Source organism: Amycolatopsis methanolica 239 (assembly GCF_000739085.1).
GTDB classification, from domain to species: Bacteria; Actinomycetota; Actinomycetes; order Mycobacteriales; family Pseudonocardiaceae; genus Amycolatopsis_E; species Amycolatopsis_E methanolica.
In genome coordinates, this window is record NZ_CP009110.1 from 6,529,045 (window position 1) to 6,554,473 (window position 25,429).

30 protein-coding genes are annotated in these 25,429 nt (G+C 70.9%); 10 read left to right on the forward strand and 20 right to left on the reverse strand.

Annotated elements, in window-relative coordinates:
- The first annotated feature begins 54 nt into the window (after positions 1-54).
- The gene (locus AMETH_RS31900; RefSeq protein WP_017985245.1) at positions 55-285 is read left to right on the forward strand and encodes a hypothetical protein; all 231 of its coding nucleotides are present in this window, start codon (positions 55-57) and stop codon (positions 283-285) included.
- Here the strand turns inward: AMETH_RS31900 and AMETH_RS31905 are convergent.
- Positions 242-874, reverse strand: coding sequence for an HAD family hydrolase (locus AMETH_RS31905; RefSeq protein ID WP_017985246.1), 633 nt, complete (start codon positions 872-874; stop codon positions 242-244). The two genes, AMETH_RS31900 and AMETH_RS31905, sit on opposite strands and share 44 nt — an antisense overlap.
- A 118-nt stretch (positions 875-992) precedes the next feature.
- Here AMETH_RS31905 and AMETH_RS31910 point away from each other — a divergent pair, with 118 nt between their 5' ends.
- Both AMETH_RS31910 and AMETH_RS31915 read left to right on the forward strand, forming a co-directional pair.
- Positions 993-1,598 (forward strand): TetR/AcrR family transcriptional regulator, encoded by a 606-nt coding sequence (locus tag AMETH_RS31910; protein ID WP_017985247.1) that lies wholly within the window; start codon positions 993-995, stop codon positions 1,596-1,598.
- Positions 1,599-1,604: 6 nt separating this feature from the next.
- Positions 1,605-2,567: a R2-like ligand-binding oxidase gene (locus tag AMETH_RS31915; protein ID WP_017985248.1), complete on the forward strand. Its 963-nt coding sequence runs from the start codon at positions 1,605-1,607 to the stop codon at positions 2,565-2,567.
- A gap of 282 nt (positions 2,568-2,849) precedes the next feature.
- Here the strand turns inward: AMETH_RS31915 and AMETH_RS31920 are convergent, their stop codons facing one another.
- Positions 2,850-4,460 carry an AMP-binding protein gene (locus tag AMETH_RS31920; RefSeq protein ID WP_026153556.1) on the reverse strand — a complete coding sequence of 537 codons (1,611 nt, stop codon included), beginning with the start codon at positions 4,458-4,460 and terminating at the stop codon, positions 2,850-2,852.
- Positions 4,461-4,545: 85 nt separating this feature from the next.
- On the opposite strand from AMETH_RS31920, the gene AMETH_RS31925 reads away from it, so the two are divergent.
- Together AMETH_RS31925 and AMETH_RS31930 are read left to right on the forward strand one after the other, a co-directional pair.
- Positions 4,546-5,307, forward strand: a complete 762-nt coding sequence (locus tag AMETH_RS31925; RefSeq protein WP_017985250.1) for a PhzF family phenazine biosynthesis protein — start codon at positions 4,546-4,548, stop codon at positions 5,305-5,307.
- Positions 5,307-5,708, forward strand: coding sequence for a YccF domain-containing protein (locus AMETH_RS31930; RefSeq protein ID WP_017985251.1), 402 nt, complete (start codon positions 5,307-5,309; stop codon positions 5,706-5,708). The genes AMETH_RS31925 and AMETH_RS31930 overlap by 1 nt, the downstream gene beginning before the upstream one ends.
- Here AMETH_RS31930 and AMETH_RS38895 read toward each other — a convergent pair.
- Positions 5,696-6,202 carry an ester cyclase gene (locus AMETH_RS38895; protein WP_167345530.1) on the reverse strand — a complete coding sequence of 169 codons (507 nt, stop codon included), beginning with the start codon at positions 6,200-6,202 and terminating at the stop codon, positions 5,696-5,698. The genes AMETH_RS31930 and AMETH_RS38895 overlap by 13 nt on opposite strands.
- Positions 6,203-6,777: 575 nt before the next feature.
- Here AMETH_RS38895 and AMETH_RS41080 point away from each other — a divergent pair.
- Positions 6,778-7,023, forward strand: coding sequence for a TetR/AcrR family transcriptional regulator C-terminal domain-containing protein (locus tag AMETH_RS41080; protein WP_223842986.1), 246 nt, complete (start codon positions 6,778-6,780; stop codon positions 7,021-7,023).
- A 3-nt stretch (positions 7,024-7,026) separates the two neighbouring features.
- On the opposite strand, the gene AMETH_RS31940 is transcribed toward AMETH_RS41080, so the two are convergent.
- Genes AMETH_RS31940 through AMETH_RS31970 form a run of 7 tightly spaced genes read right to left on the reverse strand, consistent with a single transcriptional unit; the run spans position 7,027 to position 12,193 of the window.
- Positions 7,027-7,845, reverse strand: coding sequence for a metallophosphoesterase family protein (locus AMETH_RS31940; RefSeq protein ID WP_017985253.1), 819 nt, complete (start codon positions 7,843-7,845; stop codon positions 7,027-7,029).
- 27 nt (positions 7,846-7,872) lie between these two features.
- Complete coding sequence (locus AMETH_RS31945; protein ID WP_026153557.1) at positions 7,873-8,673, reverse strand: HAD-IIA family hydrolase; 801 nt, start codon at positions 8,671-8,673, stop codon at positions 7,873-7,875.
- On the reverse strand, positions 8,670-9,746 hold the full coding sequence (locus AMETH_RS31950) for a sulfate/molybdate ABC transporter ATP-binding protein (RefSeq protein ID WP_017985255.1): 1,077 nt from the start codon (positions 9,744-9,746) through the stop codon (positions 8,670-8,672). The genes AMETH_RS31945 and AMETH_RS31950 overlap by 4 nt, the downstream gene beginning before the upstream one ends.
- Positions 9,743-10,519 carry an ABC transporter permease gene (locus AMETH_RS31955; RefSeq protein WP_017985256.1) on the reverse strand — a complete coding sequence of 259 codons (777 nt, stop codon included), beginning with the start codon at positions 10,517-10,519 and terminating at the stop codon, positions 9,743-9,745. The genes AMETH_RS31950 and AMETH_RS31955 overlap by 4 nt, the downstream gene beginning before the upstream one ends.
- Positions 10,520-10,529: 10 nt before the next feature.
- A complete protein-coding gene (modA, locus tag AMETH_RS31960) occupies positions 10,530-11,282 on the reverse strand; it encodes a molybdate ABC transporter substrate-binding protein (protein WP_017985257.1) in 753 nt (250 codons plus the stop codon).
- Entirely contained in the window at positions 11,279-11,683 is a 405-nt protein-coding gene (locus AMETH_RS31965) for a TOBE domain-containing protein (RefSeq protein WP_017985258.1), read from the reverse strand. Before AMETH_RS31965 ends, modA begins: the two co-directional genes overlap by 4 nt.
- A 33-nt stretch (positions 11,684-11,716) precedes the next feature.
- A complete protein-coding gene (locus AMETH_RS31970) occupies positions 11,717-12,193 on the reverse strand; it encodes a MarR family transcriptional regulator (RefSeq protein WP_037322875.1) in 477 nt (158 codons plus the stop codon).
- Positions 12,194-12,295: 102 nt separating this feature from the next.
- Between AMETH_RS31970 and moaA the strand changes: the two genes are divergently transcribed.
- The 3 genes from moaA (at position 12,296) to AMETH_RS31985 (ending at position 14,711) form a co-directional block, all read left to right on the forward strand.
- On the forward strand, positions 12,296-13,357 hold the full coding sequence (gene moaA, locus AMETH_RS31975) for a GTP 3',8-cyclase MoaA (RefSeq protein WP_038532554.1): 1,062 nt from the start codon (positions 12,296-12,298) through the stop codon (positions 13,355-13,357).
- A 9-nt stretch (positions 13,358-13,366) separates the two neighbouring features.
- The gene (locus AMETH_RS31980) at positions 13,367-13,618 is read left to right on the forward strand and encodes a MoaD/ThiS family protein (RefSeq protein WP_017985261.1); all 252 of its coding nucleotides are present in this window, start codon (positions 13,367-13,369) and stop codon (positions 13,616-13,618) included.
- Between the two features lie 445 nt (positions 13,619-14,063).
- Positions 14,064-14,711 (forward strand): transglycosylase family protein, encoded by a 648-nt coding sequence (locus AMETH_RS31985; RefSeq protein ID WP_017985262.1) that lies wholly within the window; start codon positions 14,064-14,066, stop codon positions 14,709-14,711.
- 90 nt (positions 14,712-14,801) lie between these two features.
- On the opposite strand, the gene AMETH_RS31990 is transcribed toward AMETH_RS31985, so the two are convergent.
- From AMETH_RS31990 to AMETH_RS32015, 6 genes are all read right to left on the reverse strand, one after another.
- Complete coding sequence (locus AMETH_RS31990) at positions 14,802-15,770, reverse strand: molybdenum cofactor biosynthesis protein MoaE (protein WP_017985263.1); 969 nt, start codon at positions 15,768-15,770, stop codon at positions 14,802-14,804.
- Positions 15,767-16,237: a cyclic pyranopterin monophosphate synthase MoaC gene (gene moaC / locus AMETH_RS31995; RefSeq protein WP_026153558.1), complete on the reverse strand. Its 471-nt coding sequence runs from the start codon at positions 16,235-16,237 to the stop codon at positions 15,767-15,769. The genes AMETH_RS31990 and moaC overlap by 4 nt, the downstream gene beginning before the upstream one ends.
- Positions 16,238-16,873: 636 nt before the next feature.
- Complete coding sequence (locus tag AMETH_RS32000) at positions 16,874-17,290, reverse strand: VOC family protein (protein WP_017985265.1); 417 nt, start codon at positions 17,288-17,290, stop codon at positions 16,874-16,876.
- A gap of 14 nt (positions 17,291-17,304) precedes the next feature.
- Positions 17,305-17,727, reverse strand: coding sequence for a helix-turn-helix domain-containing protein (locus AMETH_RS32005; protein WP_017985266.1), 423 nt, complete (start codon positions 17,725-17,727; stop codon positions 17,305-17,307).
- Positions 17,727-19,121: an NAD-dependent malic enzyme gene (locus AMETH_RS32010; RefSeq protein ID WP_017985267.1), complete on the reverse strand. Its 1,395-nt coding sequence runs from the start codon at positions 19,119-19,121 to the stop codon at positions 17,727-17,729. Before AMETH_RS32010 ends, AMETH_RS32005 begins: the two co-directional genes overlap by 1 nt.
- A 19-nt stretch (positions 19,122-19,140) precedes the next feature.
- Positions 19,141-19,329 (reverse strand): hypothetical protein, encoded by a 189-nt coding sequence (locus tag AMETH_RS32015; RefSeq protein WP_017985268.1) that lies wholly within the window; start codon positions 19,327-19,329, stop codon positions 19,141-19,143.
- An 87-nt stretch (positions 19,330-19,416) separates the two neighbouring features.
- Between AMETH_RS32015 and AMETH_RS32020 the strand changes: the two genes are divergently transcribed.
- Entirely contained in the window at positions 19,417-21,651 is a 2,235-nt protein-coding gene (locus AMETH_RS32020; RefSeq protein WP_017985269.1) for a helicase-associated domain-containing protein, read from the forward strand.
- 845 nt (positions 21,652-22,496) lie between these two features.
- Here AMETH_RS32020 and AMETH_RS32025 read toward each other — a convergent pair.
- From AMETH_RS32025 to AMETH_RS32040, 4 genes are all read right to left on the reverse strand, one after another.
- The gene (locus tag AMETH_RS32025) at positions 22,497-22,877 is read right to left on the reverse strand and encodes a DUF742 domain-containing protein (RefSeq protein WP_223842987.1); all 381 of its coding nucleotides are present in this window, start codon (positions 22,875-22,877) and stop codon (positions 22,497-22,499) included.
- A 671-nt stretch (positions 22,878-23,548) separates the two neighbouring features.
- Positions 23,549-23,974 (reverse strand): roadblock/LC7 domain-containing protein, encoded by a 426-nt coding sequence (locus AMETH_RS32030; RefSeq protein WP_017985271.1) that lies wholly within the window; start codon positions 23,972-23,974, stop codon positions 23,549-23,551.
- Between the two features lie 127 nt (positions 23,975-24,101).
- A complete protein-coding gene (locus AMETH_RS32035) occupies positions 24,102-24,710 on the reverse strand; it encodes a GTP-binding protein (protein WP_017985272.1) in 609 nt (202 codons plus the stop codon).
- On the reverse strand, positions 24,691-25,407 hold the full coding sequence (locus AMETH_RS32040; protein ID WP_017985273.1) for a DUF742 domain-containing protein: 717 nt from the start codon (positions 25,405-25,407) through the stop codon (positions 24,691-24,693). Before AMETH_RS32040 ends, AMETH_RS32035 begins: the two co-directional genes overlap by 20 nt.
- Positions 25,408-25,429: the final 22 nt, after the last annotated feature.

Consider the following 25,429-nt stretch of genomic DNA (forward strand, 5'->3'; position numbering starts at 1 on the left):
CCTATCCCGGTATGCGCCCTCCGGTGAAGAAGATATGGGTTCTAACCTTGTGCCATGGATACTCCGGCCAAGACTTCCCCGCGCAAGCCGTTCCTCATGCGGCTCGGGATCGGTGTGTTCGCCGTCGGCGTGCTGGCCGTGCTGGCCGTGTTCGTCCTGTTCGCGTTCGGCCTGCGGGACCTCCCGGTGTGGCTCAGCGCCGTCGCCGGGGTGGCCACTCCCCTCGGCATCGCCCTGTCGCTCATCTCACTGGTTCGCGAGCACCGGAAAGCGGCTGCCGGCTGAGCCAGGCCGGGAACTCCGCCAGGCTCTCGAAGACCACCTCGGCCCCCGCCTCCAGCAACTCCGCGCGGCTGCAGGGGCCCGTCGTCACACCCACCGGCACCGCGCCCGCCGCCAGCGCGCCCCGCACGTCACCCAGGTGATCGCCGGCGTAGATCGTCGCGCCGTGCTCGCGCAGGGCCACCGCCTTGCCGTCCGACCACAGCTCGCCCACGAGCACGTCGACCGCCAGGCCGAGCGCCTTCACATGCAGCGCCGCGTTCGGGCCGTACTTGCCGGTGACGACGACCGTGCGGCCACCGGCCTCGTGCACCGCGGCGAGCGCCTCGTGCGCGCCGGGCAGGGCGACGGTCTCCGGGATCACGATCTCGGGGTACAGCTGGCGGAACCGGTCGACCAGCGCGCCGATGCGGTCCTCGGGCGCGCCGAAGTCGCGCAGCACCATGTCCAGCGGCGGCCCCAGGTTGGCGGCGAAGTGCTCACCGTCCAGCGGCAGGCCCGCCTCTTCGCCGAGCGCGTTCATCACCGCGACCATGCCTGGCCGCGGATCGATGAGCGTCATGTCCAGGTCGAATCCGACGGCTGTTCCCACGACAGCCACGGTAGCCGGACCCACCGACGGTTCCGGCCGGCGTCTCACCACCGCTTTACATTGACGCCGTTTGGGTCAACCTCCTTGACACCAGGACATCCTGTGTCAAGCTGTTCCTGTGACTGACATCACCGACTCGTTCGTGGAGCGGACCAGGACTTCGCTCCGGGAGACCCTGCTCGACGCGGCGGCCGACATCCTGGCGGCGCGGGGCTACGCGGCCCTGCGGATGGCGGACGTGGCGTCGGCGGCCGGGGTCAGCCGCCAGACGGTCTACAACGAGTTCGGCAGCAAGAACGCGCTCGTGCAGGCGGTCGTCCTGCGCACCACGGGCGAGTTCCTGGACGGCATCCACCAGCGGTTCGCGTCGGCGCCCGATGTGCTGACCGGCATCCGGGGCGCGGTCACCTACACGATCGAGCACGCCCGGGAGAACCGCCTGGTCGCCTCCGCGCTGGGCACGCCCCAGGGCGAGGACCTGCTGCCGCTGCTCACCACCCGGGGTGAGCCGGTGCTGTCCGCGGCGATGGCCACCGCCGCGACGCACTACCGCCAGTTCCTGCCCACCCTCAGCACCCACGCCGCGAACCTGCTCGCCGAGACCACGGTGCGGCTCTCGTTGAGCCACTTGGTGCTGCCGACCCATTCCGCGGCCGAGGCGGCCGACCTGGTCTGCGCCGCGCTCGCACCGGCAATCACCCACTACTCGTCCACAATGGAGTGAGCGATCATGACTGGAACCCTGCCCGCGCACCGCACCGGATTCGCCTCGCTGCGCCGGGGCGGCCTGAACTGGGATTCGTTCCCGTTGCGCCTGTTCGTCAAGGGGAACCGCAAGTTCTGGAACCCGGCCGACATCGACTTCAGCAAGGACGCCGAGGACTGGCAGACCCTCACCGACGAGGAGCGCCGGTCGGCGACGTACCTGTGCGCGCAGTTCATCGCCGGCGAGGAGGCGGTGACGGAGGACATCCAGCCGTTCATGAAGGCGATGGCCGCCGAGGGCCGGTTCGGCGACGAGATGTACCTGACCCAGTTCTGTTTCGAGGAGGCCAAGCACACGGAGGTCTTCCGCCGGTGGATGGACGCGGTGGGGCTGACGGAGGACCTGACCTCGTACGTGAGTGAGAACCCGCACTACCGCAAGCTGTTCTACGAGGAGCTGCCGGAGTCGCTCGCCGTCCTGGAGCACGACCCGAGCCCTCTGAACCAGGTCCGCGCGAGCGTCACCTACAACCACGTGATCGAAGGCAGCCTGGCGCTGACGGGCTACTACGCGTGGCAAAAGGTCTGCACCACGCGCGGCATTCTGCCCGGCATGCAGCAACTGGTGAAACACATCGGCGACGACGAACGTCGCCACATGGCATGGGGCACCTTCACCTGCCGACGGCACATCGCCGCCGACGACTCCCTCTGGGATGCCGTCCAGCAGCGCATGGGCGAACTGCTGCCGCACGCGCTCGGGATGATCCAATGGGTGCAGGACCAGTTCGAAGAGCCGCGCCCGTTCGACAACGACCCGCAGGAGTTCATCGACTACGCGGCCGACCGGGCACAACGCCGGCTGGGCGCCATCGAATCGGCACGAGGCGTCCCGGTGGGCCAGATCGACCTGGACTACTCCCCCGAGCAACTGGAAGAGACGTTCGGCGAAGAAGACGCCAAGGCACTCGCGAACGCAGTGAGCTAAAAAGCGCGCAGGGCAAGCCTTTGAACAACCCAAGGTAGCTGGGTGGTCATCCCGTCGCCTGCCCGTCGGGCGAGGACATCTCTTGATCTTTAAAGCCGCGCTGTCGCGCGGAAACAGCGCCTCACGGCGCTCGAAAGGTCACCTTACGACCACCCCCGCCCCCGATGCCTGATTGTGTTTCAGTCGCCGACCAAAGATCGGCTGTGGATCGGGGGCGGGGGAGGTCTGGTTGGGGTAGTCGGTGCCGTTGCGTCGCCGGGTGCCGGTTTTTGTTGTGGCTTGTTATTCCAGGTCGAGGATCTTCAGTGCCTTTTCCCGCATCTCGACCTTTCGCACCTTTCCGGTCACGGTCATCGGGAACTCGTCCACTATGTGCACGTACTTCGGGATCTTGTAGTGCGCCAGCTTCCCCGTGCAGAACTCCCGCAGCGACTCCGCCGTCAGTGGCTGGGCTCCTTCGCGCATCCGGATCCACGCCATCAGCTCTTCGCCGTAGCGCTGGTCCGGGACGCCGATCACCTGCGCGTCCAGCACATCCGGGTGCTTGTAGAGGAATTCCTCGATCTCCCGAGGGTAGATGTTCTCGCCGCCGCGGATGACCATGTCCTTGATCCGCCCGGTGATCTGGATGTAGCCCTCGTCGTCCATCACGCCGAGGTCGCCGGTGTGCATCCACCTCGCCTTGTCGATCACCTCGGCCGTCTTGTCGGGCTGGTCCCAGTATCCGAGCATCACCGAGTAGCCCCGGGTACACAGCTCACCCGGCTCGCCGCGCGGCACCGTCAGCCCGGTCTCCGGGTCGACGATCTTGACCTCCAGGTGCGGTCCGACCCGTCCGACGGTCGACACCCGCCGCTCGATCGAGTCGTCCGACCGGGTCTGCGTGGACACCGGCGAGGTTTCCGTCATGCCATAGCAAATGGACACCTCGGCCATGCCCATCCGCTCGATGACCTGCTTCATCACCTCGACCGGGCAGGGCGAGCCCGCCATGATGCCGGTCCGCAGGCTGCTCAGGTCGTAGTCCTCGAAACCGGGCTCGGCAAGCTCCGCGATGAACATCGTGGGCACCCCGTACAGCGACGTGCACCGCTCCGCCTCCACAGCCTGCAGGGTGGCCTTCGGCTCGAACGACGGCGCCGGGATCACCATGCACGCCCCGTGGGTGGTGGCCGCGAGGTTGCCCATCACCATTCCGAAGCAGTGGTAGAACGGCACCGGGATGCACACCCGGTCCGCCTCCGTGTAGTGGCACAGCTCGCCGACGAAGAAGCCGTTGTTGAGGATGTTGTGGTGCGACAGGGTCGCGCCCTTCGGGAAGCCCGTCGTGCCCGAGGTGTACTGGATGTTGATCGGGTCGTCGGCGGACAGACCGGCCTCCGGCAACGCCTTGCCCCGCCCGGACTCCATCAACTCCGACCACTCGTCCGAGCCCAGCAGCACCACCTGCTCCAGCGCGGCGCACCGCGGGCGGACCTCCTCGATCATCGCCGCGTAGTCGGACGTCTTGAACGACCGCGCCGCCACCAGCATCTTCACCCCGGCCTGGTTCAGCACGAACTCCAGCTCGTGCGACCGGTAGGCGGGGTTGATGTTGACCAGCACCACGCCGATCTTCGCCGTCGCGTACTGCAGGAACGTCCACTCGGCACAGTTCGGCGACCAGATCCCCACCCGGTCGCCCTTGCCGATGCCGCGGCCGGCCAGCCCGGCGGCCAGCGCGTCGACCTCGGCGGCCAGCTCGCGGTAGGTCCACCGGCGGCCCGACGCGAACTCCACCAGCGCATCCCGGTCACCGAACGCGGCCACGGTCCGGTCGAAGTTGTCACCGATCGTGTCACCCAGCAAGGGCACCTCGGAGATACCCGACGCATAACTCGGCACGGCTGGCATGACGCCTCCTCGGACGCTGTCGACACTGACTGTGACCGAGTTTAGAAATCCCGGCTCGTCCCGGACACCCCCTAGAGTGGGTGGCATGCGGCTCTCCATCGTCGACTCGTTCACCGGCGCCCCGTTCGCGGGCAACCCGGCCGGGGTGGTGCTGCTCGACGAGCCGGCCGACCCCGCGTGGATGCAGTCGGTGGCGGCGGAGCTACGGCACTCCGAGACGGCGTTCGTCGAGGTCACCGCCGATGGCCCCAAGCCGCTGCGCTGGTTCACGCCGACGGTCGAGGTGGACCTGTGCGGGCACGCCACCCTCGCCGCCGGACACGTCCTCGGCGGCGAGCAGGTGTTCACCACCCGCAGCGGCGAACTGCGCACCCGGGCCGCCGATGGGTGGGTCAGCATGGACTTCCCGAACGACCCGCCGCGCGCCGCGGACGAGGACGTCCTCGACGCCCTACCGGGCGTGACGATCGCGGGCGTCGCCCGCGGCAAGTGGGACATCCTGGTCGAGGCCACCGACGCCACCCAGGTCCGCGAGCTGAAGCCGGACCTCGACGTCATCGCCGGGCGGGACGCGCGCTGCGTGATCGTCACCGCGCCCGGCGACCGGGACGACGTGGACTTCGTCAGCCGCGTCTTCGGGCCCGCCGTCGGCGTGCCGGAGGACCCGGTGACCGGTTCGGCGCACTGCCTGCTGGCGCCGTACTGGGCGGAGAAACTGGGGCGGGTCAAACTCGTCGGCGAGCAGGCGTCGGAACGTGGCGGGATCGTCCGGGTCCTGGTGAACGGTGATCGGGTGACGCTGTCCGGACAGGCCGTCACCGTAGTCAGTGGGGAGCTGCACGCCTGATGCGCATCATCCTGAACCTGATCTGGCTGGTGTTGGCCGGCTTCTGGATGGCTCTCGCGTACGTGGTGGCGGGGATCATCTGCTGCATCCTGATCATCACGATCCCGTTCGGCATCGCGTCGTTCCGCATCGCGAACTACGCGCTGTGGCCGTTCGGCCGCACGATCGTCGACCGCCGCGACGCCGGCGTCGGGTCGCTGATCGGCAACGTCATCTGGATCATCTTCGCGGGCATCTGGCTCGCGATCGGTCACGTCCTCACCGGGATCGCCCTGTGCGTCACGATCATCGGAATCCCGCTCGGGCTGGCGAACTTCAAGCTGATCCCGGTTTCGCTGATGCCGCTTGGCAAGGCGATCGTGCCGGTCGACCGCGGCACCGAGGCGTACTACCGCCCCTGAGGCCCGACCGGGGCCGGCACCTCAGGGTTGGGGCTCAGGTGATGATCCCGAGCTGCTGAAGGTGGGTCACGTCGTCGCGCACGCCCCGGTGTTCGGTGACACGTCCGTCCGATCCGAAACGCATCAAGTGCATCTGCCGGAAACGGAACGGCCGGCCGTTCCGTTTCCGCCTCGTGCCCCAGGAACGGACCGAGATGGGTTCCCTCGAACCAGTTGCGCATGACGACCACGTCGCCGTCTGCCACCATGTCCTCGATCACCGTGCGGCAGTCCGGGAACGCGGCGCGCAGCATGGCCACCAGGCCACGCACCGGCTCGATCCCGTGCCGGTGCGGCTCCGGCGCGGTGTGATTGACGAGATCGGGTGCGAAGAGTTCCTCCAGCACCTCCACCCGGCCCTGGTCGAACACCTCCTCGTAGATCCTGCGCATGGTCGCGGTGTTGCGCTCGGCACGGGTCTGCGGCGCGATGGCCGGCTTCGCTGCGTGCGTCATGGGACCAGCTTCGGGCCGGTCAGCGGCCAGGCCCATCCCAGTTCGCTGGGATATCGCCGCGGCGACGGCGGTGCCTACCCTGAGCACCATGACCACGGCCGACCGGCTCACGCGGCACGTCCTGCGGCTGCCCCATCGCGAGCTCGACCTGGACCAGCTGCGTGCCGAGCTCGACGCAGTGCTGCGCGCGGAGATCGGATGGGATTTCGCGGCGTCGTCCACCGATCCGGCGACCCTGCTGTTCACCAGCTGCGTCCTGCTGGGCCCTGAGGGGGACCACGCTCGCGAGCGCGACCTGTTCGAGGCGGAGTTCGGCGGTCCGGACGTCAACCGGTTCACCGACCTGGTGCGACGTCCGCAACCGGTCGCGTCGCTACATGCCGCCACCGGCGGCGACCTGGATCGCTCACCGCGCTGGCGCGAGGTCCTGGCCCCCATCGGCGTGACGGACGAGCTCCGCGCGGCGTTCAGCGACAGCGCCGGGTGCTGGGGCACGCTGATCGCCTACCGGACCGGTGCCACCCCGTTCGGCGACGGCGACGTCGGTGCCGTCGCCGCGGTGGCACCGCTGATCGGTGACGGGCTGCGTCGCGCGATGCTGCGGACCGCGGCGACGGCTCTGCCCGCACCTGCCGAGGCGCCGGGCATCCTCGTCCTGGACGGGGACGGCGCGGTCGCGACTGCACCGATCCATCGACCGCGAACAATTCCCGCTCACCGCGAGCATGGTCGGCCACATCTTCGCCCCGGACACCGACGCCGCCTTCGAAGCCGGACAGCGCCTCATCCTGAGCGGCCTGCGCACCACGTACCTGCGGTAGCGCTCAGTCCTCCGGCTTCCACGGCAGCGGCACCACCAGGCAGGGCCCGCCGACGAACAGCCCGCCGTCGATGCCCAGCACCTTGCCACCGGCGTACAGGTAGGGCGCCTCGATCTGGCTGGGGTGGATGCCGAGCTGGTCGGCGATCACGCTGTGCCCGTGCACGATCCGCTCGCCGCCGAGCTGCTCCAGCAGGTAGTCGGCGATGTCCGGGCCGTGCGGGCCGCGGAAGGCGTAGCGCGTCGTCATGCGGCGCCACACGTCCCACCACTCCACGAGGTCGTCGCCGACCAGGATCTCGCGCACGGTGGTGTTGATGTCCTCCGCGTCGTCGCCCCAGTCGAGGTACTCCACGGTGTCCGAGTGCATCAGCAGGTGGCCTGCGGCGTGCGCGATCAGCGGACGGCTGGTCAGCCACTCGACGTGCCCGTCGGTCAGCGCGTCCTGATCGGACAGCTGCCCACCGTTGATCTCCCAGCTGCGGGCGAAGCTGCGCGGCCCGAAGTCCGACGGCACCTCGGTGTCGCCGAAGCGGTGCATGCCCAGCAGCAGGATCTCGTGGTTGCCCAGCAACGTCCGCGTCGACCCGCCGACCTCGGCGGCCTGCCGGTGCAGCCGCATCACCAGGTCGATCACGCCGATCCCGTCCGGGCCCCGGTCCACGAAGTCGCCGAGGAACCACAGGTGCGCGTCCCCGCCGGACCAGTCGCCGGACTCGTCGACCAGCCCGGCCCGCCGCAGCGCCGCCACCAGCGGTTCCCGGTGCCCATGCACGTCGCCGACGACGTAGGTGCGGGCATCGGGCTGCTGATGGTCACTCATCCTTCGACGATAGGCGGTTGCCGCAGGTCAGGTGAGCACCGCCCCGTCCCCGAACGGGTCCTGCGTGCGGCCGACCAGGTCCGCGATCGAGTCGAGCACCAGCGTCGGCCGGTACGGGTACCGCTCGGCCGACTCCTTGGTGGAGATGCCGGTGAGCACCAGGATCGTCTGCAACCCGGCCTCGATGCCCGAGTGCACGTCGGTGTCCATCCGGTCGCCGATCATGATCGTGCCCTCGGAGTGCGCGCCGAGGCTGCGCAACGCCGACCGCATCATCAGCGGGTTCGGCTTGCCCACGAAGTACGGCTGCCGCCCGGTGGCCCGCTCGATGAGGGCCGCTATCGAACCGGTGGCGGGCAGGCTGCCCTCCAGGCTCGGCCCGGTCGCGTCCGGGTTGGTGGCGATGAACTTCGCGCCGGCCTCGATGAGCCGGATGGCGCGGGTGATCGCGGTGAAGCTGTACGTGCGGGTCTCGCCCAGCACCACGTAGTCCGGGTCGCGGTCGGTGAGCACGTACCCGGCCTCGTGCAGCGCCGTGGTCAGCCCGGCCTCGCCGATGACGAACGCCGACCCGCCCGGCCGCTGGCTGTGCAGGAACTTCGCGGTCGCCAGCGCGGAGGTCCAGATGCGTTCCTCTGGCACGTCCAGCCCGGTGCGCAGCAGCCGGGCCCGCAGGTCACGCGGGGTGTAGATGGAGTTGTTGGTCAGCACCAGGAACGGGGTGTCGTTGGCCCGCAGTTCGGCGAGGAACTCGTCGGCGCCGGGCACCAGGTGCTCCTCGTGCACCAGCACGCCGTCCATGTCGGTCAGATACGTCCAACGGCTCATGCCTGAAGACTAGCCGGGTGAACCGTGACCGCGGTGGCCTTGATCGCGAGCCGCACCGGCGCACCCGGCTCCAGGCGCAGGTCGGCGACCGCGGCCGGGGTGAGGTCGGCGGACAGGCCGGCCGCCCAGCCCTCACCGGCGGCCCGGACCCGGATCACCGGTCCGTGTGGTTCGAGCGCGCCGACGACGGCCCCGATCGTGTTGCGCGGGCTGCCCGGATGCCCGTCCTCCGCCGGGTACACCGACACCGCGCTCGGCTCGAACACCGCCACGGCCGGTTCGCCGGTGACCGCGTCCGGCGACAGGATCCCGGCGACCAGGCCGCCGTCCGCGGTCCGCAGTCCGTCGGCGACCGCGGTGCCGGACACCAGGTTGAGCCCGGCGATCCGCGCGGTGAACGCCGTTCTGGGCGCGGCCAGCACTTCCCGGGTGGGGCCGCGTTCGACGACCCGGCCCGCGGCCAGCACCACGACGTGGTCGGCCAGCGCCAGCGCGTCCAGCGGATCGTGGGTGACCAGCACCGTCGCGCGGTGCGGGTCGGCGGCCAGCACCCGCCGCAGCAGGCCGCGGATGGCCGGGGCGGCGTCCACGTCGAGCGCCGCGAGCGGCTCGTCGAGCAGCAACAGGTCCGGGTTCCCGGCCAGCGCCCTGGCGACCGCGACCCGCTGCGCCTGACCACCGGAGAGCTGTGCGGGCTTGCGCTCGGCGAACTCGGCGGCGTCCACCTCGGCCAGCCAGCGCCGGGCGATCTCCCGCGACTCCGCGCGCCCCGCCCCCTTGGACCGCGGCGAGAACGCCACGTTGTCCACAACGGACAGGTGCGGGAAGAGCAGCGCGTCCTGCGACAGCAGGCCGACGGCCCGGTCGTGCGCGGGCAGGTCGTGCAACTCCCGCCCGCCGAGGGTGATCACCGCCCGGTCCGGCCGGAACAGCCCGGCGAGGCACCCCAGGATGCTCGACTTGCCGGAGCCGTTCGGGCCCAGGATCGCCAGCACGCTCCCGGCGGGCACGTCGAACGCCGCGGACAACGCGAAGGTGCCGCGGGTCAGCTCGATCTCGGCGTGCAGGCTCACCGGGCGGTCCCCTCCAGCGCCCGCGGCCGGGCGACCGCGATGACCACGACCGCGACGACTATCAGCAGCAGCGCCAGCGCGACCGCACTCTCCACATCAGCCTCGGCCTGCACGTAGACCTCCAGCGGCAGCGTCCTCGTCACGCCTTCGTAGCTGCCGGCGAACGTGATGGTCGCGCCGAACTCGCCGAGCGCGCGGGCGAAGCTGAGCACCGCGCCCGAGCCGAGCGCGGGCAGCAGCAACGGCAGCGTGACCCGCCGGAACACCGTCCACGGGCGCGCGCCCAGCGTCGAGGCGATCTGCTCGTACCGGTCGCCGCCGCTGCGCAGCGCGCCCTCCAGGCTCACCACCAGGAACGGCATCGCGACGAAGGTCTGGGCGATGATCACCGCCGCCGTGGTGAACGGGACCTGCACCCCGGCCGTCACGCCCAGCAGGTAGCCGAGGAACCCCTTGCGGCCGAGCAGGTACAGCAGCGCGAGCCCGCCGACGACCGGCGGCAGGACCAGCGGCAGCAGCACGACCGCGCGCAGCACCCGGATGCCGCGGACGGTCGAGCGGGCGAGCACGACCGCCAGTGGCACGCCGAGCACGATGCACGCGAGCGTCGACACGGCCGCGGTCTCCAGCGACAACCGCAGCGCGGTGAGTGCGGCGTCGCTGACGATCAGCTCCGGGACGCGCCGGAGATCGGTCCGCACGAGCAGGCCGACCACCGGCAGCACGACGAGCGCGAGGGCGAGCGTCGCGGGCACCCACAGAACCCACGGCACCCGCCGGGTCCTACGGAGCGCCAAAACCGGCCTTCTGCAGCTCGGCCCTGCCCTGCTCGCCCAGCACGAACTCGACCCACTGCTTCGCGAGACCGGCCTGCGGGGCGTCCTTGACGACGGCGATCGGGTAGGAGTTGACCGCCTGCGCCGACTCCGGGAAGTCGACCTGGCCGACCTTGCCCGCGGCGCTCGCGGCGTCGGTGACGTAGACCAGGCCGGCGTCCGCGTCCCCGCTCTGCACCTTGTTCAGGGCCTGCTTGACGTCCTGCTCCTCACTGGCCGGCCGCAGCGTGACCCCGGTGCCCCGCTCGACCTTCTCCGCCGCGGAGCCGCACGGCACCTGCGGGGCGCAGACGATGACGGTCAGCCCGCCCCGCGCGAGGTCGGCGAATCCCGTGATGCCCTTCGGGTTGCCCGGCGCGACGGCGATGGTCAGCCGGTTCGTCGCGAACACCGACGGCGCGCCGTCGACCACCCCGGCCTGGACGGCCTTGTCCATGTTGGTCTGGTCGGCCGAGGCGAACACGTCGGCTCGCGCGCCGTTCGACAGCTGCTGCACCAGCGCGGACGAGCCGGCGAAGTTGAACTTGACCTCGGTGCCCGGGTGCGAAGACTCGAAGGACGTCTTCAGCGCGGTGAACGACTCGGTGAGCGAGGCGGCGGCGAACACCGTCAGCGTCTCGCTCCCGCTCCCGCCCGACGACGACCCGCAGCCGGTGATCATCAGCGCGGCCGCGGCCACGAGGGCGCCCAGCTTCTTCAACTCTGTCCTCCCGGAGTCTCGACGACCACGGTGGTCGCCTTCACCACCGCAACGGCCAGCGATCCGGGCTTCAGGTCCAGCTCCCGCACCGCCTCGGCGCTCATCAGCGACACCACGCGGAACGGCCCGCACTGCAGCTCGACCTGCGCCATCACCTTGTCCACGACCAGGTCGGTGACCAGGCCGACGAACCGGTTGCGGGCGGAGCGCCCGACGCCGGACGGGTCGTTGGGGCGGGCGGCCTGCTCACGCGCGAAGGCGGCGAGCTCCGCGCCGTCGACGACCTTGCGGCCGGCGCCGTCGGTGGTGGCGGTCAGCTGCCCGCCCCGCACCCAGCGCCGGACGGTGTCGTCGCTGACGCCGAGCAGTTCGGCGGCTTCGGACAACCGGAATTGCGGCATGGAGGCGAGGTTACTTCCGCAATTGCGGAAAAGCTATGGGTTGTCCCCGAGAACGTCCGCACGCAACAGATCGAGCAGTTCGTTCTGGTACCGCTCGATCGCGTCACGTTCGGCCGGGCTGAACTTCTCCAACACCTTCTCGGTGATCACGAGCGCCGACTCGAAGAGCGGCGCGATCTTCTCCTCGTCCAGCGGCAGCACCTCGACGAGAACCTTGCGGCGGTCCCGGACGTCCCGGACGCGGCGCACGAAACCCGCGCGCTCCAAGCGGTCGATCACGCCGGTCACCGCGCCGGTGGACAGGCCGGTGAGCTTGGCGATCTCGCCCGCGGTCAGCGGCCCCTCGGCGCGCGCGGCCAGGTCGAGGGCCTTGTGGTCGGTGGCGGACAGCCCCAGCTTCTCGGCGATCTGGGCGTGCCGGAGGACGGCGAGGGTGCTCGATTCCCGGCCGATCTCGGCGAAGCGGGCGAGCACGTCGCCGGGCACCGGGTACCTTTTTTCCTCCGGCATCCGGCGCGTCCCTTCCCAAGTGGTCTTCGTAGTTGAAACACTCTGCTACCGAGACATTCTAGTGAGGATCCACGGTCCGGTCGGCGGGTTAGGCTGGTGTCAATGAGTGCGGTAGATCTCGGGCTCCCCCGCGTGCCGGGCACACGCGGAACCACGCAGCCCCGCCCTGACAACCCCGCCCTCGTCGACACGTTCGGCCGCGTCGCGACGGATCTGCGCGTGTCGCTGACCGACCGCTGCAACCTCCGCTGCACGTACTGCATGCCGGCCGAGGGCCTGCCGTGGCTGCCCGGTGACGACGTGCTCACCGACAGCGAGCTGCTGCGGTTGCTGCGGATAGCGGTCGAACGCCTCGGCATCACCGACATCCGGCTCACCGGCGGCGAACCGCTGCTGCGGCCCGGGCTCGAGCACCTGGTCGCGGAGATCACCGCGCTGCGCCCGCGGCCCCGGCTTTCCATGACCACCAACGGGATCGGGCTCGCCAAGCGCGCCCGCGCGTTCGCCGAAGCGGGCCTGGACCGGATCAACATCTCGCTCGACACCGTCGATCCGGAGACGTTCGTGCGGATCACCCGGCGGGACCGGCTGAGCCACGTGCTGGACGGCCTCGCCGCCGCCCGCGACGCGGGGCTGGACCCGGTCAAGGTGAACGCGGTGCTGCTGCGCGGGATCAACGAGCACGAGGCCGCGCCGCTGCTGCGGTTCTGCCTCGACCACGGCTACCACCTGCGGTTCATCGAGCAGATGCCGCTGGACGCCCAGCACGGCTGGAACCGCGCCGACATGGTGACCGCGGAGGAGATCTTTTCCTTGCTCAGCAAGGAGTTCACGCTCTCGCCGAGCCCGGAGGCGCGCGGCGGGGCGCCTGCGGAGCGCTGGCTCGTCGACGGCGGCCCCGGCGACGTCGGGATCATCGCGTCGGTCACGCGCCCGTTCTGCGCGGCCTGCGAGCGCACCCGCCTGACGGCCGATGGTGCCGTGCGGTCGTGCCTGTTCAGCAACGACGAGACGGATCTGCGGGCACTACTGCGCGGCGGGGCGGACGACGAGGAGATCGCCCAGGCCTGGCGCACGACCATGTGGGGCAAGCTCGCCGGCCACGAGATCAACGACGCCGGCTTCGCCCAGCCGATCCGGCCGATGAGCGCGATCGGGGGATAGATCTTGACCGTGAGCGTCCTGGTGCGCTATTTCGCGTCCGCGCGCGCGGCCGCGGGCGTGGAAGAAGAGGTACTCCAATTGCCTGCCGGCGCCTCGGTCGCCGAGGCCGTCGTCGCTCTCCGTGATCTTCATCCGGAGACCCTCCCGCGGATCCTCCAGGCGGCCAGCTTCCTCGTCGACGGGGTGGCCGTCCGCGACCGTTCGCGACCCCTCCCGGAGGGGGCCGAACTGGACGTCCTGCCGCCCTTCGCGGGGGGTTGAACGCGGTTCACGATCGGCCCAACCGTGCCAGAACGACGTGATCCAGACCTCACGATCGGTGAAATATCTCGACTTGGAAACGGCCAGGTAACGGCACGCTGACCAGGAGAAACAGGGAGATCGGCATAGGTTGCGCGATGTTACTGTGATGTAGGACACACCTCGAATAATTTCCGATCACGCTCGCAGTTACGTACCGTCGCTTTTCGGCTGGCCCCGACCGGCCACGGCAACACCGGGATTCCGAGCGCCAAACCCTGTCCGGCGGAATCCCGGACCAAACCCCGAGCGAAAGAAGGTTTTCCGGACAGGGACGGAGAGGGTCGGACCCGAGCGTTTTTCGCGAAGGCCCGATTGGCTCGCCCGGACCCCGCCGGGTGGAGCAGGACCCGTGAGGGTTCGCCTCGCAGCTTCGGCCCGTCGGTGCGAAAGCCGAGTTGATGGAATGTCCTACCGAGGCAAGCACCGCAAGATGTCCCCCGCCGCTCGCAACATCGCTCGCGTCGCTGTCGCGGGCCTCGCGGTCGGCACCCCGCTGGCGATCGCCGCGACCCCCGCGCAGGCCGCCAGCGTCAACTGGGACGCCATCGCGCAGTGCGAGAGCGGTGGCAACTGGAGCACCAACACCGGCAACGGCTACTACGGTGGTCTGCAGTTCTCCGCCAGCACCTGGAAGGCCTACGGCGGCACCGGCAGCGCGGCGAACGCTTCCCGTGAGGAGCAGATCGCCGTCGCCGAGCGCGTCCTGCAGGGCCAGGGCATCGGCGCCTGGCCGGTCTGCGGCAAGAAGGCCGGTTCTTCGACGAGCTACAAGGGCAAGAACACCCAGGGCTCGACCCAGAAGAAGGCCACCACGCCGAAGAAGTCCACCGCCCCGAAGAGCACGCCGAAGAAGAGCACCCCGGCTCCGGCCGTGAGCGTTCCGGCCTCCAACCCGAACGGTGACTACACCGTGGTGGCCGGCGACACGCTGTCCGGGATCGCGAAGAAGTTCAACGTCGAGGGCGGCTACCAGAAGCTCCAGGAGCTGAACTCGCAGTACATCTCGAACCCGAACCTGATCCTGGTCGGGCAGAAGATCGCCACGAAGTGACACTAGGGGTGTCCGGCAGCCCCACTGCAATCCCCCGGGTGGTGGGGCGCCGGCGCCCTGGCGGTTCGGGTTACGCCCGCGCCGCCGGCGTCAGGGCGAGTTGACCCACTCGTCCGTGCCATCGGTGAAGTGCTGGTGCTTCCACACCGGCAACTGGGCCTTCACCTCGTCGACGAGTTCGGCGCAGGTTGCGAAGGCCTCGGCCCTGTGGTCGGCGGACACGGCGCATGCGAGCGCCACGTCCCCGATCTCCAGGGCCCCGATCCGGTGGCTGACGGCGATCGTCCGCACTCCGCTGCGGCGGCCGGCGACCTGAGCGACCACGCGGGCCAGCACGTCGCCCGCGCTCGGGTGCCCCTCGTAGAACAGGGACTTCACGCCCTTGCCGCCGTCGTGGTCGCGGACGACGCCACCGAAGGTCACCACCGCTCCGGCGGACTGGTCGTCCACGAGGGCCGCGTGCTCCTCGACGGACAACGGCTGATCGGTCACCTCGGCCCGCGCGATGTGCGCGGTCGCCTGGGTGACCATCGGCGTTTCCGGGGTCTTCGTGGCGGGTGCTTCGGCGGCCGGGCGCGGGTGGTCGCCGCCCGCGAGCTGGTCGACGGCGTGCGTGAGTACTCCGTCGAGCACGCCGAGCCCGTCCTTCACCCCGCCGCGTGAGCCGGGCAGGTTCACGACGAGGGTTCGGCCGGCGACGCCGGCCACGCCGCGGGACAGCACCGCGGTCGGCACCTTCGGCAGCCCGGCGGACCGGATCGCCTCCGCGAGGCCCGGCAGCTGGTGGTCCAGCAGCGGCGCCGTGACGTCCGGGGTGCGGTCGGTGGGCGAGATCCCGGTGCCTCCGGTCGTGATGACCACGTGCACGTCGTCGTCGAGCGCCTCGCGGAGTGCCTGGGCGACCGGGTCGCCGTCGGGCACCACTCGCGGTTCCGGCACGTCGAAGCCGCGCTCGGCCAGCCAGGCGGCGATCACCGGGCCCGTGTGGTCGGCGTAGACGCCCGCCGAGGCCCGGTTCGACGCGACGATCACCCGCGCGGTGCGCTTGTCGTTGCTCATGGCCGCTCCCACACCCCGGACTTACCGCCGAGCTTGCGCTCCAAACGGACCCCGTCCAAGGTGGCTGCGGGGTCGACGGCCTTGATCATGTCGTGCACGGTGAGCCCCGCGACGGCGACGGCGGTCAGCGCCTCCATCTCGACCCCGGTGCGATCGGTGGTCTTGACGGTCGCCGTGATGCGCACTTCGGCCGGCCCGAGGTCGAACTCGACCTTGACGCCGGACAGGGCGATCTGGTGGCAGAGCGGGATCAGGTCCGGCACCTTCTTGGCGCCCATGATCCCGGCGATGCGCGCGGTCGCGAGGGCGTCGCCCTTGGGCAACCCGTCCCGCGACAGCAGATCGACCACCTCGGCCGTGGTGTGCACGACCCCCGTGGCGACGGCCGTCCGAGCGGTGGCCTGCTTGCCGGAGACGTCGACCATCCGGGCAGCGCCCTTCTCGTCGACGTGGCTCAGTTCACTCACGAAGACAAGGCTAAACGCCGAGCACTGCCCGCCCGGTGAAGGGGCTCACGAGCCACCGCGGCCCGCCTCCAGCCGGAAGGACCGGCCGAGCGTCCACCCGGCCTCAACAGCCGCACCGCACCACCCGATTCGCGTCGGCGCCCGGACGGGCGCCGACCGGCCCAGGGCCGACAGCACCACCCCAGGCCCCCACCGGAACAGACCGGGCAGACCCACCGCCCACCACGCCACCCAATCCGGGGTGCCACCCAGACGGACCCTCAACGGGGCCTCCGACCGGCCCGCCAGCCGCGCCGCACCACCCGGTCTCCCGCGCCGCCACCCAGGGCCGCGCCCCACTCGGCGTGGCCGCAAATCCACCCGCCGCGGCACCTGGCCCGCGCCGCACCACCGCACGAATCGGGTCGGGCCTCCTCCCGCCGCGCCGGACCACCCGATCCGCCCGCACCACCAGCCCACTCGGCGAAGCCGAGCTGGCGCCTCACCGGCCACACCATCTCGCCCCGCCGCCACGCGGCCTGGCCGGGCGGCGGCGGGGCGAGACCAGTCCAGGCGGCCGGCCCACCGGCCGACCGCACCACCCGAGACACCCGCAGCCGTCAGGCCGGCGGAGTCCCGGCCCTCCCCCGGCGGCCATCAGGCCGACCGTGTGGGCTGGTTGATGCGGATGGCGTTGCCGAATGGGTCCCGCAGGCCGCAGTCGATGCCGTACGGGCGCTCCATCGGCTCCTGCGTGAACTCCACGCCCTTCGCCAGCAGTTCCTCGTACGTCTTGCGGCAGTCGTCCGTCGTCAGGCCGATCCAGCCGCCCGTCGCGCCCTTCGCGAGCAGCTCCCGCACCTGCTCGGCGGTCCCTTCGTCCATCGCGGGCGGGCCGGGCTTCTCCAGGAGGATCTCGCGCCCGGGCTCGCCGGGCACGCACACCGTCAGCCACCGCATGAAGCCGAGGTCCTGGTCGACCTTCACCTCGAGCCCGAGCTTCCCCACGTAGAAGTCGAGCGCCTCGTCCTGGTCGGTCACGAAGATCTGGGAAAGAGTGATCGCGTTGAACATGCCCGCAACGCTAATCAGCGGGCCCGGCCCCTGGCTTCTCCAAAACTGCTCGGCCGCGTCCAGGCCATCGCGAAACACGTGGGCGCAGCCACCGCCCCGGCGCCGGCTGCCCGGTACTCCGACGGCGACTGCCCCACGATGTCGCGGAAAGTGCGGCTGAACGTGCCCAGGCTGGTGAACCCCGCGGCGAGGCAGATGTCGGTGACGCTGCGATCGCTCTCCCGCAGCATGAACATCGACCGCTCGACCCGCCGCCGTTGCAGGTACCGGTGCGGCGTCTCCCCGAAGGTGGCCCGGAAGGTGCGGATGAAGTGCGCCTCCGAGACGTACGCCATCCGGGCCAGGGCCGCGACGTCGAGGGGCTGCGCGTAGGCGCGGTCCATCGCGTCGCGGGCCCGCAGCATCCGCCGGTTCGACTCCTCGACGGCGCGGCTCATCAGCTCGTGGCGCCGGACTTCCGGGCCGCCGCCTTGACCGCCTCCGCGACGGCCGGGGCCACCGCGGAGTCGAACACGCTCGGCACGATGTAGGAGGCATTGAGCCGGTCGTCCACCACGTCGGCGATCGCGTTCGCGGCGGCGAGCAGCATCTCGTCGGTGATCTCGTGCGCCTGCGCGTCCAGCAGACCGCGGAACACGCCGGGGAACGCGAGCACGTTGTTGATCTGGTTCGGGTAGTCGCTGCGCCCGGTGGCCACGACCGCCGCGTGCTTCTGCGCCTCGAGCGGGTCGATCTCCGGGTCCGGATTGGCCAGCGCGAACACCACCGCGTTCGGCGCCATCGTCGCGACCTGCTCGGCCCCGAACAGGTTCGGCGCGGACACGCCGATGAACACGTCGGCGCCGACGAGCGCGTCGTGCAGCGTGCCGGACACGTTGTCCTTGTTCGTGTTCTCGGCCAGCCACCGCAGGTTGTCGTCCAAATCGGACCGGCCGAGGTGAACGATGCCGTTGATGTCGGCGGCGATGATGTCGCCCGGCTTCTTGTGCATGAGCAGCCGCATGATCGCCGAGCCCGCCGCGCCCGCGCCGCTCACCACGATCTTGCAGTCCTCGATCTCCTTGCCGACCACGCGCAGCGCGTTGCGCAGGGCGGCGACCACGACGATCGCGGTGCCGTGCTGGTCGTCGTGGAACACCGGGATGTCGAGCTGCTCACGCAGCCGCTTCTCGATCTCGAAGCAGCGCGGCGCGGCGATGTCCTCGAGGTTGATGCCCGCGTACACCGGCGCGAGCGCCTTGACGATCTTGATGATCTCCTCGGTGTCCTGGGTGTCCAGGCACACCGGCCACGCGTCGACGTCGGCGAACTTCTTGAACAGCGCCGCCTTGCCCTCCATCACCGGCAGGGCCGCGGCCGGGCCGATGTTGCCCAGGCCGAGGACGGCCGAACCGTCGGTGACTACCGCGACCGTATTGCGCTTGATCGTCAGGCGCCGCGCGTCGGCCGGGTTGGCCGCGATCGCCTGGCACACCCGCGCCACGCCCGGCGTGTACGCGCGGGACAGGTCGTCACGGTTGCGGAGCTGGACCTTCGGCGACACCGACAGCTTGCCGCCGAGGTGCATGAGGAAGGTGCGGTCGGAGACCTTGCGCACCCGCACGCCGGGCAGCGCGTCGAGGGCCTCGGTGACGACCTCGACGTGGTCGGCGTTGGAGACGTTCGCCGTGATGTCGACGACGATCGCGTCGGAGTGGGACTCGACCACGTCGAACGCGGTCAGCACGCCGCCGACCCGGCCCACCGCCGAAGTGAGGTCGCCCGCGGCGCTCGCCGACGGCGGCGCCTCGACACGAACGGTGATCGAATACCCGGGGCCGGGAACCGGCACGGCAGTAACCCCCTGCTGTCTACTTGTTGATCTCGGTCTCGGGGTGCACGTACGGCACGGTCTCGAGGGGGAACGTCACGTTCCCGAACGGCGACAGCGCGCCCTGGCGGTCCGCCGAGAGCTCGGTGACCGGGTGCTCGCCGTCCGGCAGATGCGGCCAGGTGGGGTCGATACGACCGCTCTTCTTGTCCTTGTCGCCCTTCGCCACTTCATCCTCCAGTGCTCGGCACGTACGGTCCCCAGTTTGCCTCACAGCCGCCCGAACACGATGGTCAGGGCGGGTATCCTCGATGTGATGCCCGCGACCTCCCTTGCGGACTGGCTGCGGTCCGCGTCCGACGACGAGCTGGGCGCGCTCCTGCAGGCCAGGCGCGACCTGGCGACCCCGCCACCATCCGACAGCACAGTGCTGGCCACCCGCGCCGGCACGGCCGGATCGGTCGCCAGGGCGATGGAGGACCTGGACACGTTCACCCTTTCCGTGCTCGACGCGCTGTTGGTCGCCGACGCGGACACCGAAGCCGTCCCGCTCGCCGCGATCACCGAACTGGTCGGCGCCGACGTCCGGCCCGCCGTCGACCGGCTGCGGTCGCGGGTGCTGGCCTGGGGCGACGATGACGCGGTCCGCGTCGTCCCCGCCGCGCGCGAGCTGGCCGGGCCGTTCCCAGCCGGGCTCGGCGCGTCCGCACCCGGGCTGGACGTCGAGTCCGCGCTCGCCGAGGTCGGTGACGACGAACGCGGGCTGCTGGGCGCGCTCGCCGCAGGCCCGCCCATCGGGCGCACCCGGGACGCGGCGGCCGAACCGTCGCTCGCCGCAGGGGCGAAGCCAGTGCAGAAGCTGCTCGCCCGCGGGCTGCTGCTGCGCCGCGACGACGAGACGGTCGAACTGCCCCGCGAGGTGGCGATCGCGCTGCGCGGCGGCCGGATCTGCTCGCCGAAGGCGCTGCGCGAGCCGGAACTGCCGACGAGCCCGCACCAGCAGTCCACAGTGGACGAGGCGGCCGCCGGTGAGGCGATGGAGTTCCTGCGGCAGACCGAATCGCTGCTGACGCAGTGGTCGGAGCAGCCGCCGCCGGTGCTGAAGTCCGGTGGTCTCGGGGTGCGGGAGCTGCGAAAGCTGGCGCGCGAACTGGACACCGACGACGCACGCGCCACGCTGCTGGCCGAGCTGGCGGCCGCGGCCGGGCTAGTCGCGGACAGCCAGAGCACCAGCCCGGAGTGGGTGCCGACGACACTGGCGGACTCGTGGCTGGCGTCCGAGCCTGCGCAGCGGTGGGTAATCCTCGCCGAGGCGTGGCTGGACCTGCCGCGGCTGCCTGCGCTGGCCGGTCAGCGCGATGTGAAGGACAAGCCGATCGTGCCGCTGTCCGACGAGCTGCGGCGGCCGCTGGCGCCGTCGGTGCGGCGGCGGGTGCTGGGGACGCTGGCCGAGCTGCCGCGTGGGGCCGGTGTGCACGGCGCGGACGACCTGGTCGAGCTGCTCGCGTGGCGGGCACCGCGGCGGGGCGGGCGGCTGCGGGACGAGACGGTGCGGTGGACGTTCGCCGAGGCGTCCGCGCTGGGCGTGATCGCGCTCGGGGCGCTGACGACGGCGGGCGGCGCACTGCTGGCCGGTGATCGCGCGGGCGCGCTGAACGCGGTGTACGACGCGATGCCGAAGCCGATCGGCTACGTGCTGGTGCAGGCCGATCTGACGGTGGTCGCGCCGGGGCCGCTGGAGATGGACCTGGCTACGGAGATCGCCGCGGTGGCCGATGTGGAGTCCGCCGGGCACGCGACGGTCTACCGGATCACGGAGGCGTCGGTGCGGCGGGCGCTGGACACCGGCCGGACCGCCGACGAGTTGCACGAGCTGTTCCGGAAGCGGTCGGCCACCGAGGTGCCGCAGTCGCTGACGTACTTGATCGACGACGTGGCGCGGCGGCACGGCAGGCTGCGCGGCGGGGCGGCCGGGTCGTTCCTGCGGTGTGATGACGAGGTGCTGCTCGCGGAGGTGATGGGCAACTCCGTGTCTGGCGACTACGAGTTGCGCCGGATCGCGCCGACGGTGCTGGTCAGCCCGTACCCGCTGGCCGAGGTGCTCGACGGGCTGCGGGCGGCCGGGTTCGCGCCGGCGGCCGAGGGACCGGACGGGCGGGTCGTGGACCTGCGCCCGTCCGGCAGGAGGATCCCGGCACGCCCCCGCACGGCGCGGCGGGTGGTGCCCGAGCCGTCCGGGTTGACCGGTGAGCAGGCCGCCTCGGTGGTCGCGCACATCCGGGCGGGCGACCGGGCCGCGGCGAGCCGCAAGGGCACGGCGGTGCGCCTCCCGGGCGGCGGCGGAGGCTCCGACACCGCCGCGACGATGGCCCTGCTGGCCCGGGCGCACCGGGAGCAGCGGGAGGTCTGGATCGGCTTCGTGGACGCCCACGGAACGGCCAGCCAGCGGATCGTCACGCCGACCCACGTGGGCGGCGGAGTACTGATCGGCCGGGACGATGAGCGGTACCCCCTGCACCGCATCACCTCGGCCGCCCTGGTGGACGACTGATCCTGTTGGGGTGCAGCTGCGCCGGGGCCGGGTTTGACTGGGCTGAGGTGTTCGGCTGGCTTGAGCGGGTTGGTCGGCTTGAGCGGGTTGGCCAGCTTGAACGGGCTGGCTGCCTTGAGTGGGCTGGCTGCCTTGAGTGGGCTGGCTGCCTTGAGTGGGCTGGCTGCCTTGAACGGATTGGTCGGCGGCCGTTGGACGGTTTGCGGTCTGTATAGGCACGAGGTGTCCGGTCGTCGCTTGACGAGGTGCCCAGCCACGACTCCACGAGGTGCCCAGTCGTCGCTCCCGCAAGGTGTCCAGCCGCAGCTCCACGAACTGCCCAGCCGCAGCTTCACGAGGTGCCCAGCCACGGCTTCACGAACTGTCCAGCCGTAGCCCCACCAAGTGCCCAACCGCATCTCCACGAACTGTCCAGTGGTAGCGCCCAACCGCAGCTCCACGAAGCCTCCGCTGGCAGACCCACCAGACACCCAACCGCGACTCCGCGAAGTGCCCAGTCGTCGCGTCGCGAGGTGTCCACTCGCAGCAGCGGCGCGAACTGACCAACCGTCGCCGCACCGACTGTCCAACCGCGGCCTTATGAAATACCCACTCGCGGCATCGCGAGCTGCCCAACGGCGGGCCTCCCGATCCGCCCCTGCAGCTCGCGCGAAGGGCATCTCGTAGCGGTACGAAATGCCCCATCATGGTCACGCCACAGGTCCAGTCGCGCCCACACGAGTAGTCCCTTACGCGGTGGGGCCGACGGCGCCCGGGTACGAGATGCCCAACCATGGTTGCGCGACAGGCCCAGTCGTGCCCGCACGAGCAGCTCCCTCACGCGGCGGAGCGGGCGCCGCTCGGGCTCAGAGGCGTCGCAGGCCTTGGAGCACCCGGTCCATGAACTCGCGCGAGGAGCGGTCCCCAAAGGACAGCCCGGACTGGTGGATCAGCACCATCCCAGCGGCGTCCAGGTCACTGACCAGCACCTTCACCACGTTGAGCGGCAAGTCCAGGTACGCGGCGATCTCCGCGATCGAACGGGCCTCCGAGCACAACGCGCAGATCCGCCGGTGCTGCACCCCGGTCACGGCCTGTGGCACGCGCCCCCGGTCGGTGGTCGAGACCAGCGCCTCGAGGGCCAGCTCGTAGTCCGGCCGGGTGCGGCCTCCAGTGCGGGCGTACGGGCGCATCATCATCCGCGTCCGGACCGACGGCTCGGCGCCCCTCGTCTGTGCGGGCGGCACCCCTACCGCGCGGGCGCCAGCAGCGGTCCGAACGCCGACAGCGGCCCCCGCGCCGGTCGTCCAGCCCGGCTCCAGGCCGGCGCGTGCGGCAGCGTCCAGATCGGCGCCGGAGGGCCAACCGCCGCCAGCCTCCGGACCAGTTTGCCAGCCGGCCTCGGAACCGGCCTGCCAACCGCCGCGAGCCTCGGAGCCCGCCTGCCAGCCAGCCTCCGAACCAGCCTGCCAGCCGGCACCAGTACCGGCCTCCCAGCCGGCACCCGCGTCCAGACCCCCGTCCCGCGTGCGACCAGCATCAAGGCCCGCATCGGAACCGCCGTGCCGACCACCAGCGTCGAACCCTCCGTGCCGACCAGCGTCAAGACCCCCGTGCCCGCCAGCCTCGCCACCCGCGTGCCTGCCGGCGCCCGCCCCGCTCAGCGAAGTGGCTCCACCCCGGCCAGAACCGGCCCGGGAATCGGCATCGGCGGCGGTCGGCCAGCCGGCAGACGCCCGGGAAGCGGCTCGCCCGACGCCGGGCGACTGCCGCACCGGCGTGCGCACCGGCAGCACCACCGGCTTCTTCGTCAGCACGAACCGCGCCGGTGAGTCAATTCCCTCGCGGTCGGTGCCCTGGTGCAGCCGGTCCCACGCATCCACCGCGGGGCGGCCCGCCCCCTGCGAAAGTCCCCGCATCAGCGCACGCCACCCTGGAGCTGGTTGCGCAGCTCCGGCGTCATCTGCATCCCGACGCGGTCGACCAGCAACGTCATCTCGTACGCCACGGTCCCGATGTCGGAATTGGGCGCGGCCAGCACAGCCAGGCTCGACCCGTCGCTGATCCCCATCAGGAACAGGTACCCGCGCTCCATCTCGACCACGGTCTGGTTCACGAAGCCCGCTTCGAAGCACCGCGCGGCACCGGAGGTCAGGCTCACCAGCCCGGATGCGACCGCGGCCAGCTGGTCGGCCCGGTCCTTCGGCAAGCCCTGCGACCCGGCCAGCAACAAACCGTCGGCGGAGACGACCACGGCGTGCGCCGCGCCCGGGACCCGTCGCACGAAATCGGTGATCAGCCAGCCGAAGCCGAAGCCGCTCGACTGCTGTGCCGATGCCGTCATGTGCCTCCTCACCAGTCGAGCCTGTTCTGCGATTATTCCGACAGGGTATTGCCGAACCAGGCCCTGGTGGCCTGCCGCCCTGGGTGATCTCACATCGATTCACCCTTCCGGCGGCACGGTTACCCGATCACCCCGGTTGTAACGCGCGGTCCCGGTTGATCGCGTGCTCCACGACCGTGATCAGCACCTGCTTGGCCGACTCCTTCTCCCGCGCGTCGCAGGCGATGATCGGCACCGACTCGGAGATCGTCAGCGCGTGGCGGACGTCCTCGATCTGGTGGTGCAGCAGCCGGTCGAAGCAGTTGATCGCCACGATGTAGGGCAGCTTCCGGTTCTCGAAGAAGTCGATCGAGGGGAACGCGTCCGCCAGGCGCCGGGTGTCGACCAGCACGACCGCGCCGATCGCGCCGACCGCGAGGTCGTCCCACATGAACCAGAACCGGTGCTGCCCCGGGGTGCCGAAGACGTACAGCACGAGGTCGTCGCCGAGCGAGAGGCGGCCGAAGTCCATCGCGACCGTCGTCGTCGCCTTGTTGGGCGTGGCGGTCGTGTCGTCCACCGACACGCTGGCCTCGGTCATCACCGCCTCGGTGGTCAGCGGATCGATCTCCGAGACCGCGCCGACCAGGGTCGTCTTGCCCGCACCGAAGCCGCCGGCGACCACGATCTTGGCCGACTGCGTCGGTCCCGTCGCGGCCGACGTGTTCGCGTCGGAGTCAAATTCTCCGAAGCCCACTGAGCACCCTCTCCATGAACTCGATACTGGGACGATCGCCGACGACCGACGTCGTGGAATGGACCAGGACCAGGCCGAGATCGACGGCGTCGCCGATCAGCACCCGCGCGACCCCCAGCGGCATGCGCAGGTACGCCGCCACCTCGGCCACGGAGCGCGTGTCCAGGCACAGTCCGCAGATGGACCGGTGCTCGGGCACCCGCACCCGATCGAGCATCCGTCCCCGCTCGCTGGTCGAGACGAGTGCTTCGATCGCCAGATCGTAGCTGGGACGTGTCCGCCCGCGCGTGCGGAAGTACGGCCGGACCAGACCGGAGGTCTCCTCCGCCGCCACCGGTGCGGGCACCGGCGGGAAGCTCGGGTGGCTCTCCGCGGCCGGGTTGGGCCGCAGCTCGCCTGCCGGGGCCAGCGGCCCGCCCGGGTCGCCGAACAGGTCCGCCGCCGGCCCGGACAGCAACCGGTCGCCGCTGAACTCCGGGTATTCGGTCGCCCCGTAGCCCGGTGGCTCGGGGTCGCTCAGGGTACTGGACCGCTTTTCGCCCGCGGCGGCCCGGCGCAGGCGCCAGGCGCGGTCGACCTTGGCCCGGAACGTGCTCCAGTCCTCGGTCCGCGCCGCCTGCGCCTCGTCCGGCCGGGCGGTTTCGGCGTCGTCGTCCAGCCGTCCCGAGCCCACGCCCGTCGGCTGCCCACCGTCCACTGCAGTCCCTCTCGTGCCCGGC

Bases quoted from the DNA above. Each gene is read 5' to 3' on its own strand.
- AMETH_RS31900 (WP_017985245.1), top strand. From the start codon at position 55: ATGGATACTCCGGCCAAGACTTCCCCGCGCAAGCCGTTCCTCATGCGG.
- AMETH_RS31915 (WP_017985248.1), top strand. From the start codon at position 1,605: ATGACTGGAACCCTGCCCGCGCACCGCACCGGATTCGCCTCGCTGCGC.
- AMETH_RS31920 (WP_026153556.1), bottom strand. From the start codon at position 4,460: ATGCCAGCCGTGCCGAGTTATGCGTCGGGTATCTCCGAGGTGCCCTTG.
- AMETH_RS31925 (WP_017985250.1), top strand. From the start codon at position 4,546: ATGCGGCTCTCCATCGTCGACTCGTTCACCGGCGCCCCGTTCGCGGGC.
- AMETH_RS31930 (WP_017985251.1), top strand. From the start codon at position 5,307: ATGCGCATCATCCTGAACCTGATCTGGCTGGTGTTGGCCGGCTTCTGG.
- AMETH_RS38895 (WP_167345530.1), bottom strand. From the start codon at position 6,202: ATGACGCACGCAGCGAAGCCGGCCATCGCGCCGCAGACCCGTGCCGAG.
- AMETH_RS31940 (WP_017985253.1), bottom strand. From the start codon at position 7,845: ATGAGTGACCATCAGCAGCCCGATGCCCGCACCTACGTCGTCGGCGAC.
- AMETH_RS31945 (WP_026153557.1), bottom strand. From the start codon at position 8,673: ATGAGCCGTTGGACGTATCTGACCGACATGGACGGCGTGCTGGTGCAC.
- AMETH_RS31965 (WP_017985258.1), bottom strand. From the start codon at position 11,683: ATGCCGCAATTCCGGTTGTCCGAAGCCGCCGAACTGCTCGGCGTCAGC.
- AMETH_RS31970 (WP_037322875.1), bottom strand. From the start codon at position 12,193: ATGCCGGAGGAAAAAAGGTACCCGGTGCCCGGCGACGTGCTCGCCCGC.
- moaA (WP_038532554.1), top strand. From the start codon at position 12,296: ATGAGTGCGGTAGATCTCGGGCTCCCCCGCGTGCCGGGCACACGCGGA.
- AMETH_RS31985 (WP_017985262.1), top strand. From the start codon at position 14,064: ATGTCCTACCGAGGCAAGCACCGCAAGATGTCCCCCGCCGCTCGCAAC.
- AMETH_RS31990 (WP_017985263.1), bottom strand. From the start codon at position 15,770: ATGAGCAACGACAAGCGCACCGCGCGGGTGATCGTCGCGTCGAACCGG.
- AMETH_RS32000 (WP_017985265.1), bottom strand. From the start codon at position 17,290: ATGTTCAACGCGATCACTCTTTCCCAGATCTTCGTGACCGACCAGGAC.
- AMETH_RS32005 (WP_017985266.1), bottom strand. From the start codon at position 17,727: ATGAGCCGCGCCGTCGAGGAGTCGAACCGGCGGATGCTGCGGGCCCGC.
- AMETH_RS32020 (WP_017985269.1), top strand. From the start codon at position 19,417: ATGCCCGCGACCTCCCTTGCGGACTGGCTGCGGTCCGCGTCCGACGAC.
- AMETH_RS32030 (WP_017985271.1), bottom strand. From the start codon at position 23,974: ATGACGGCATCGGCACAGCAGTCGAGCGGCTTCGGCTTCGGCTGGCTG.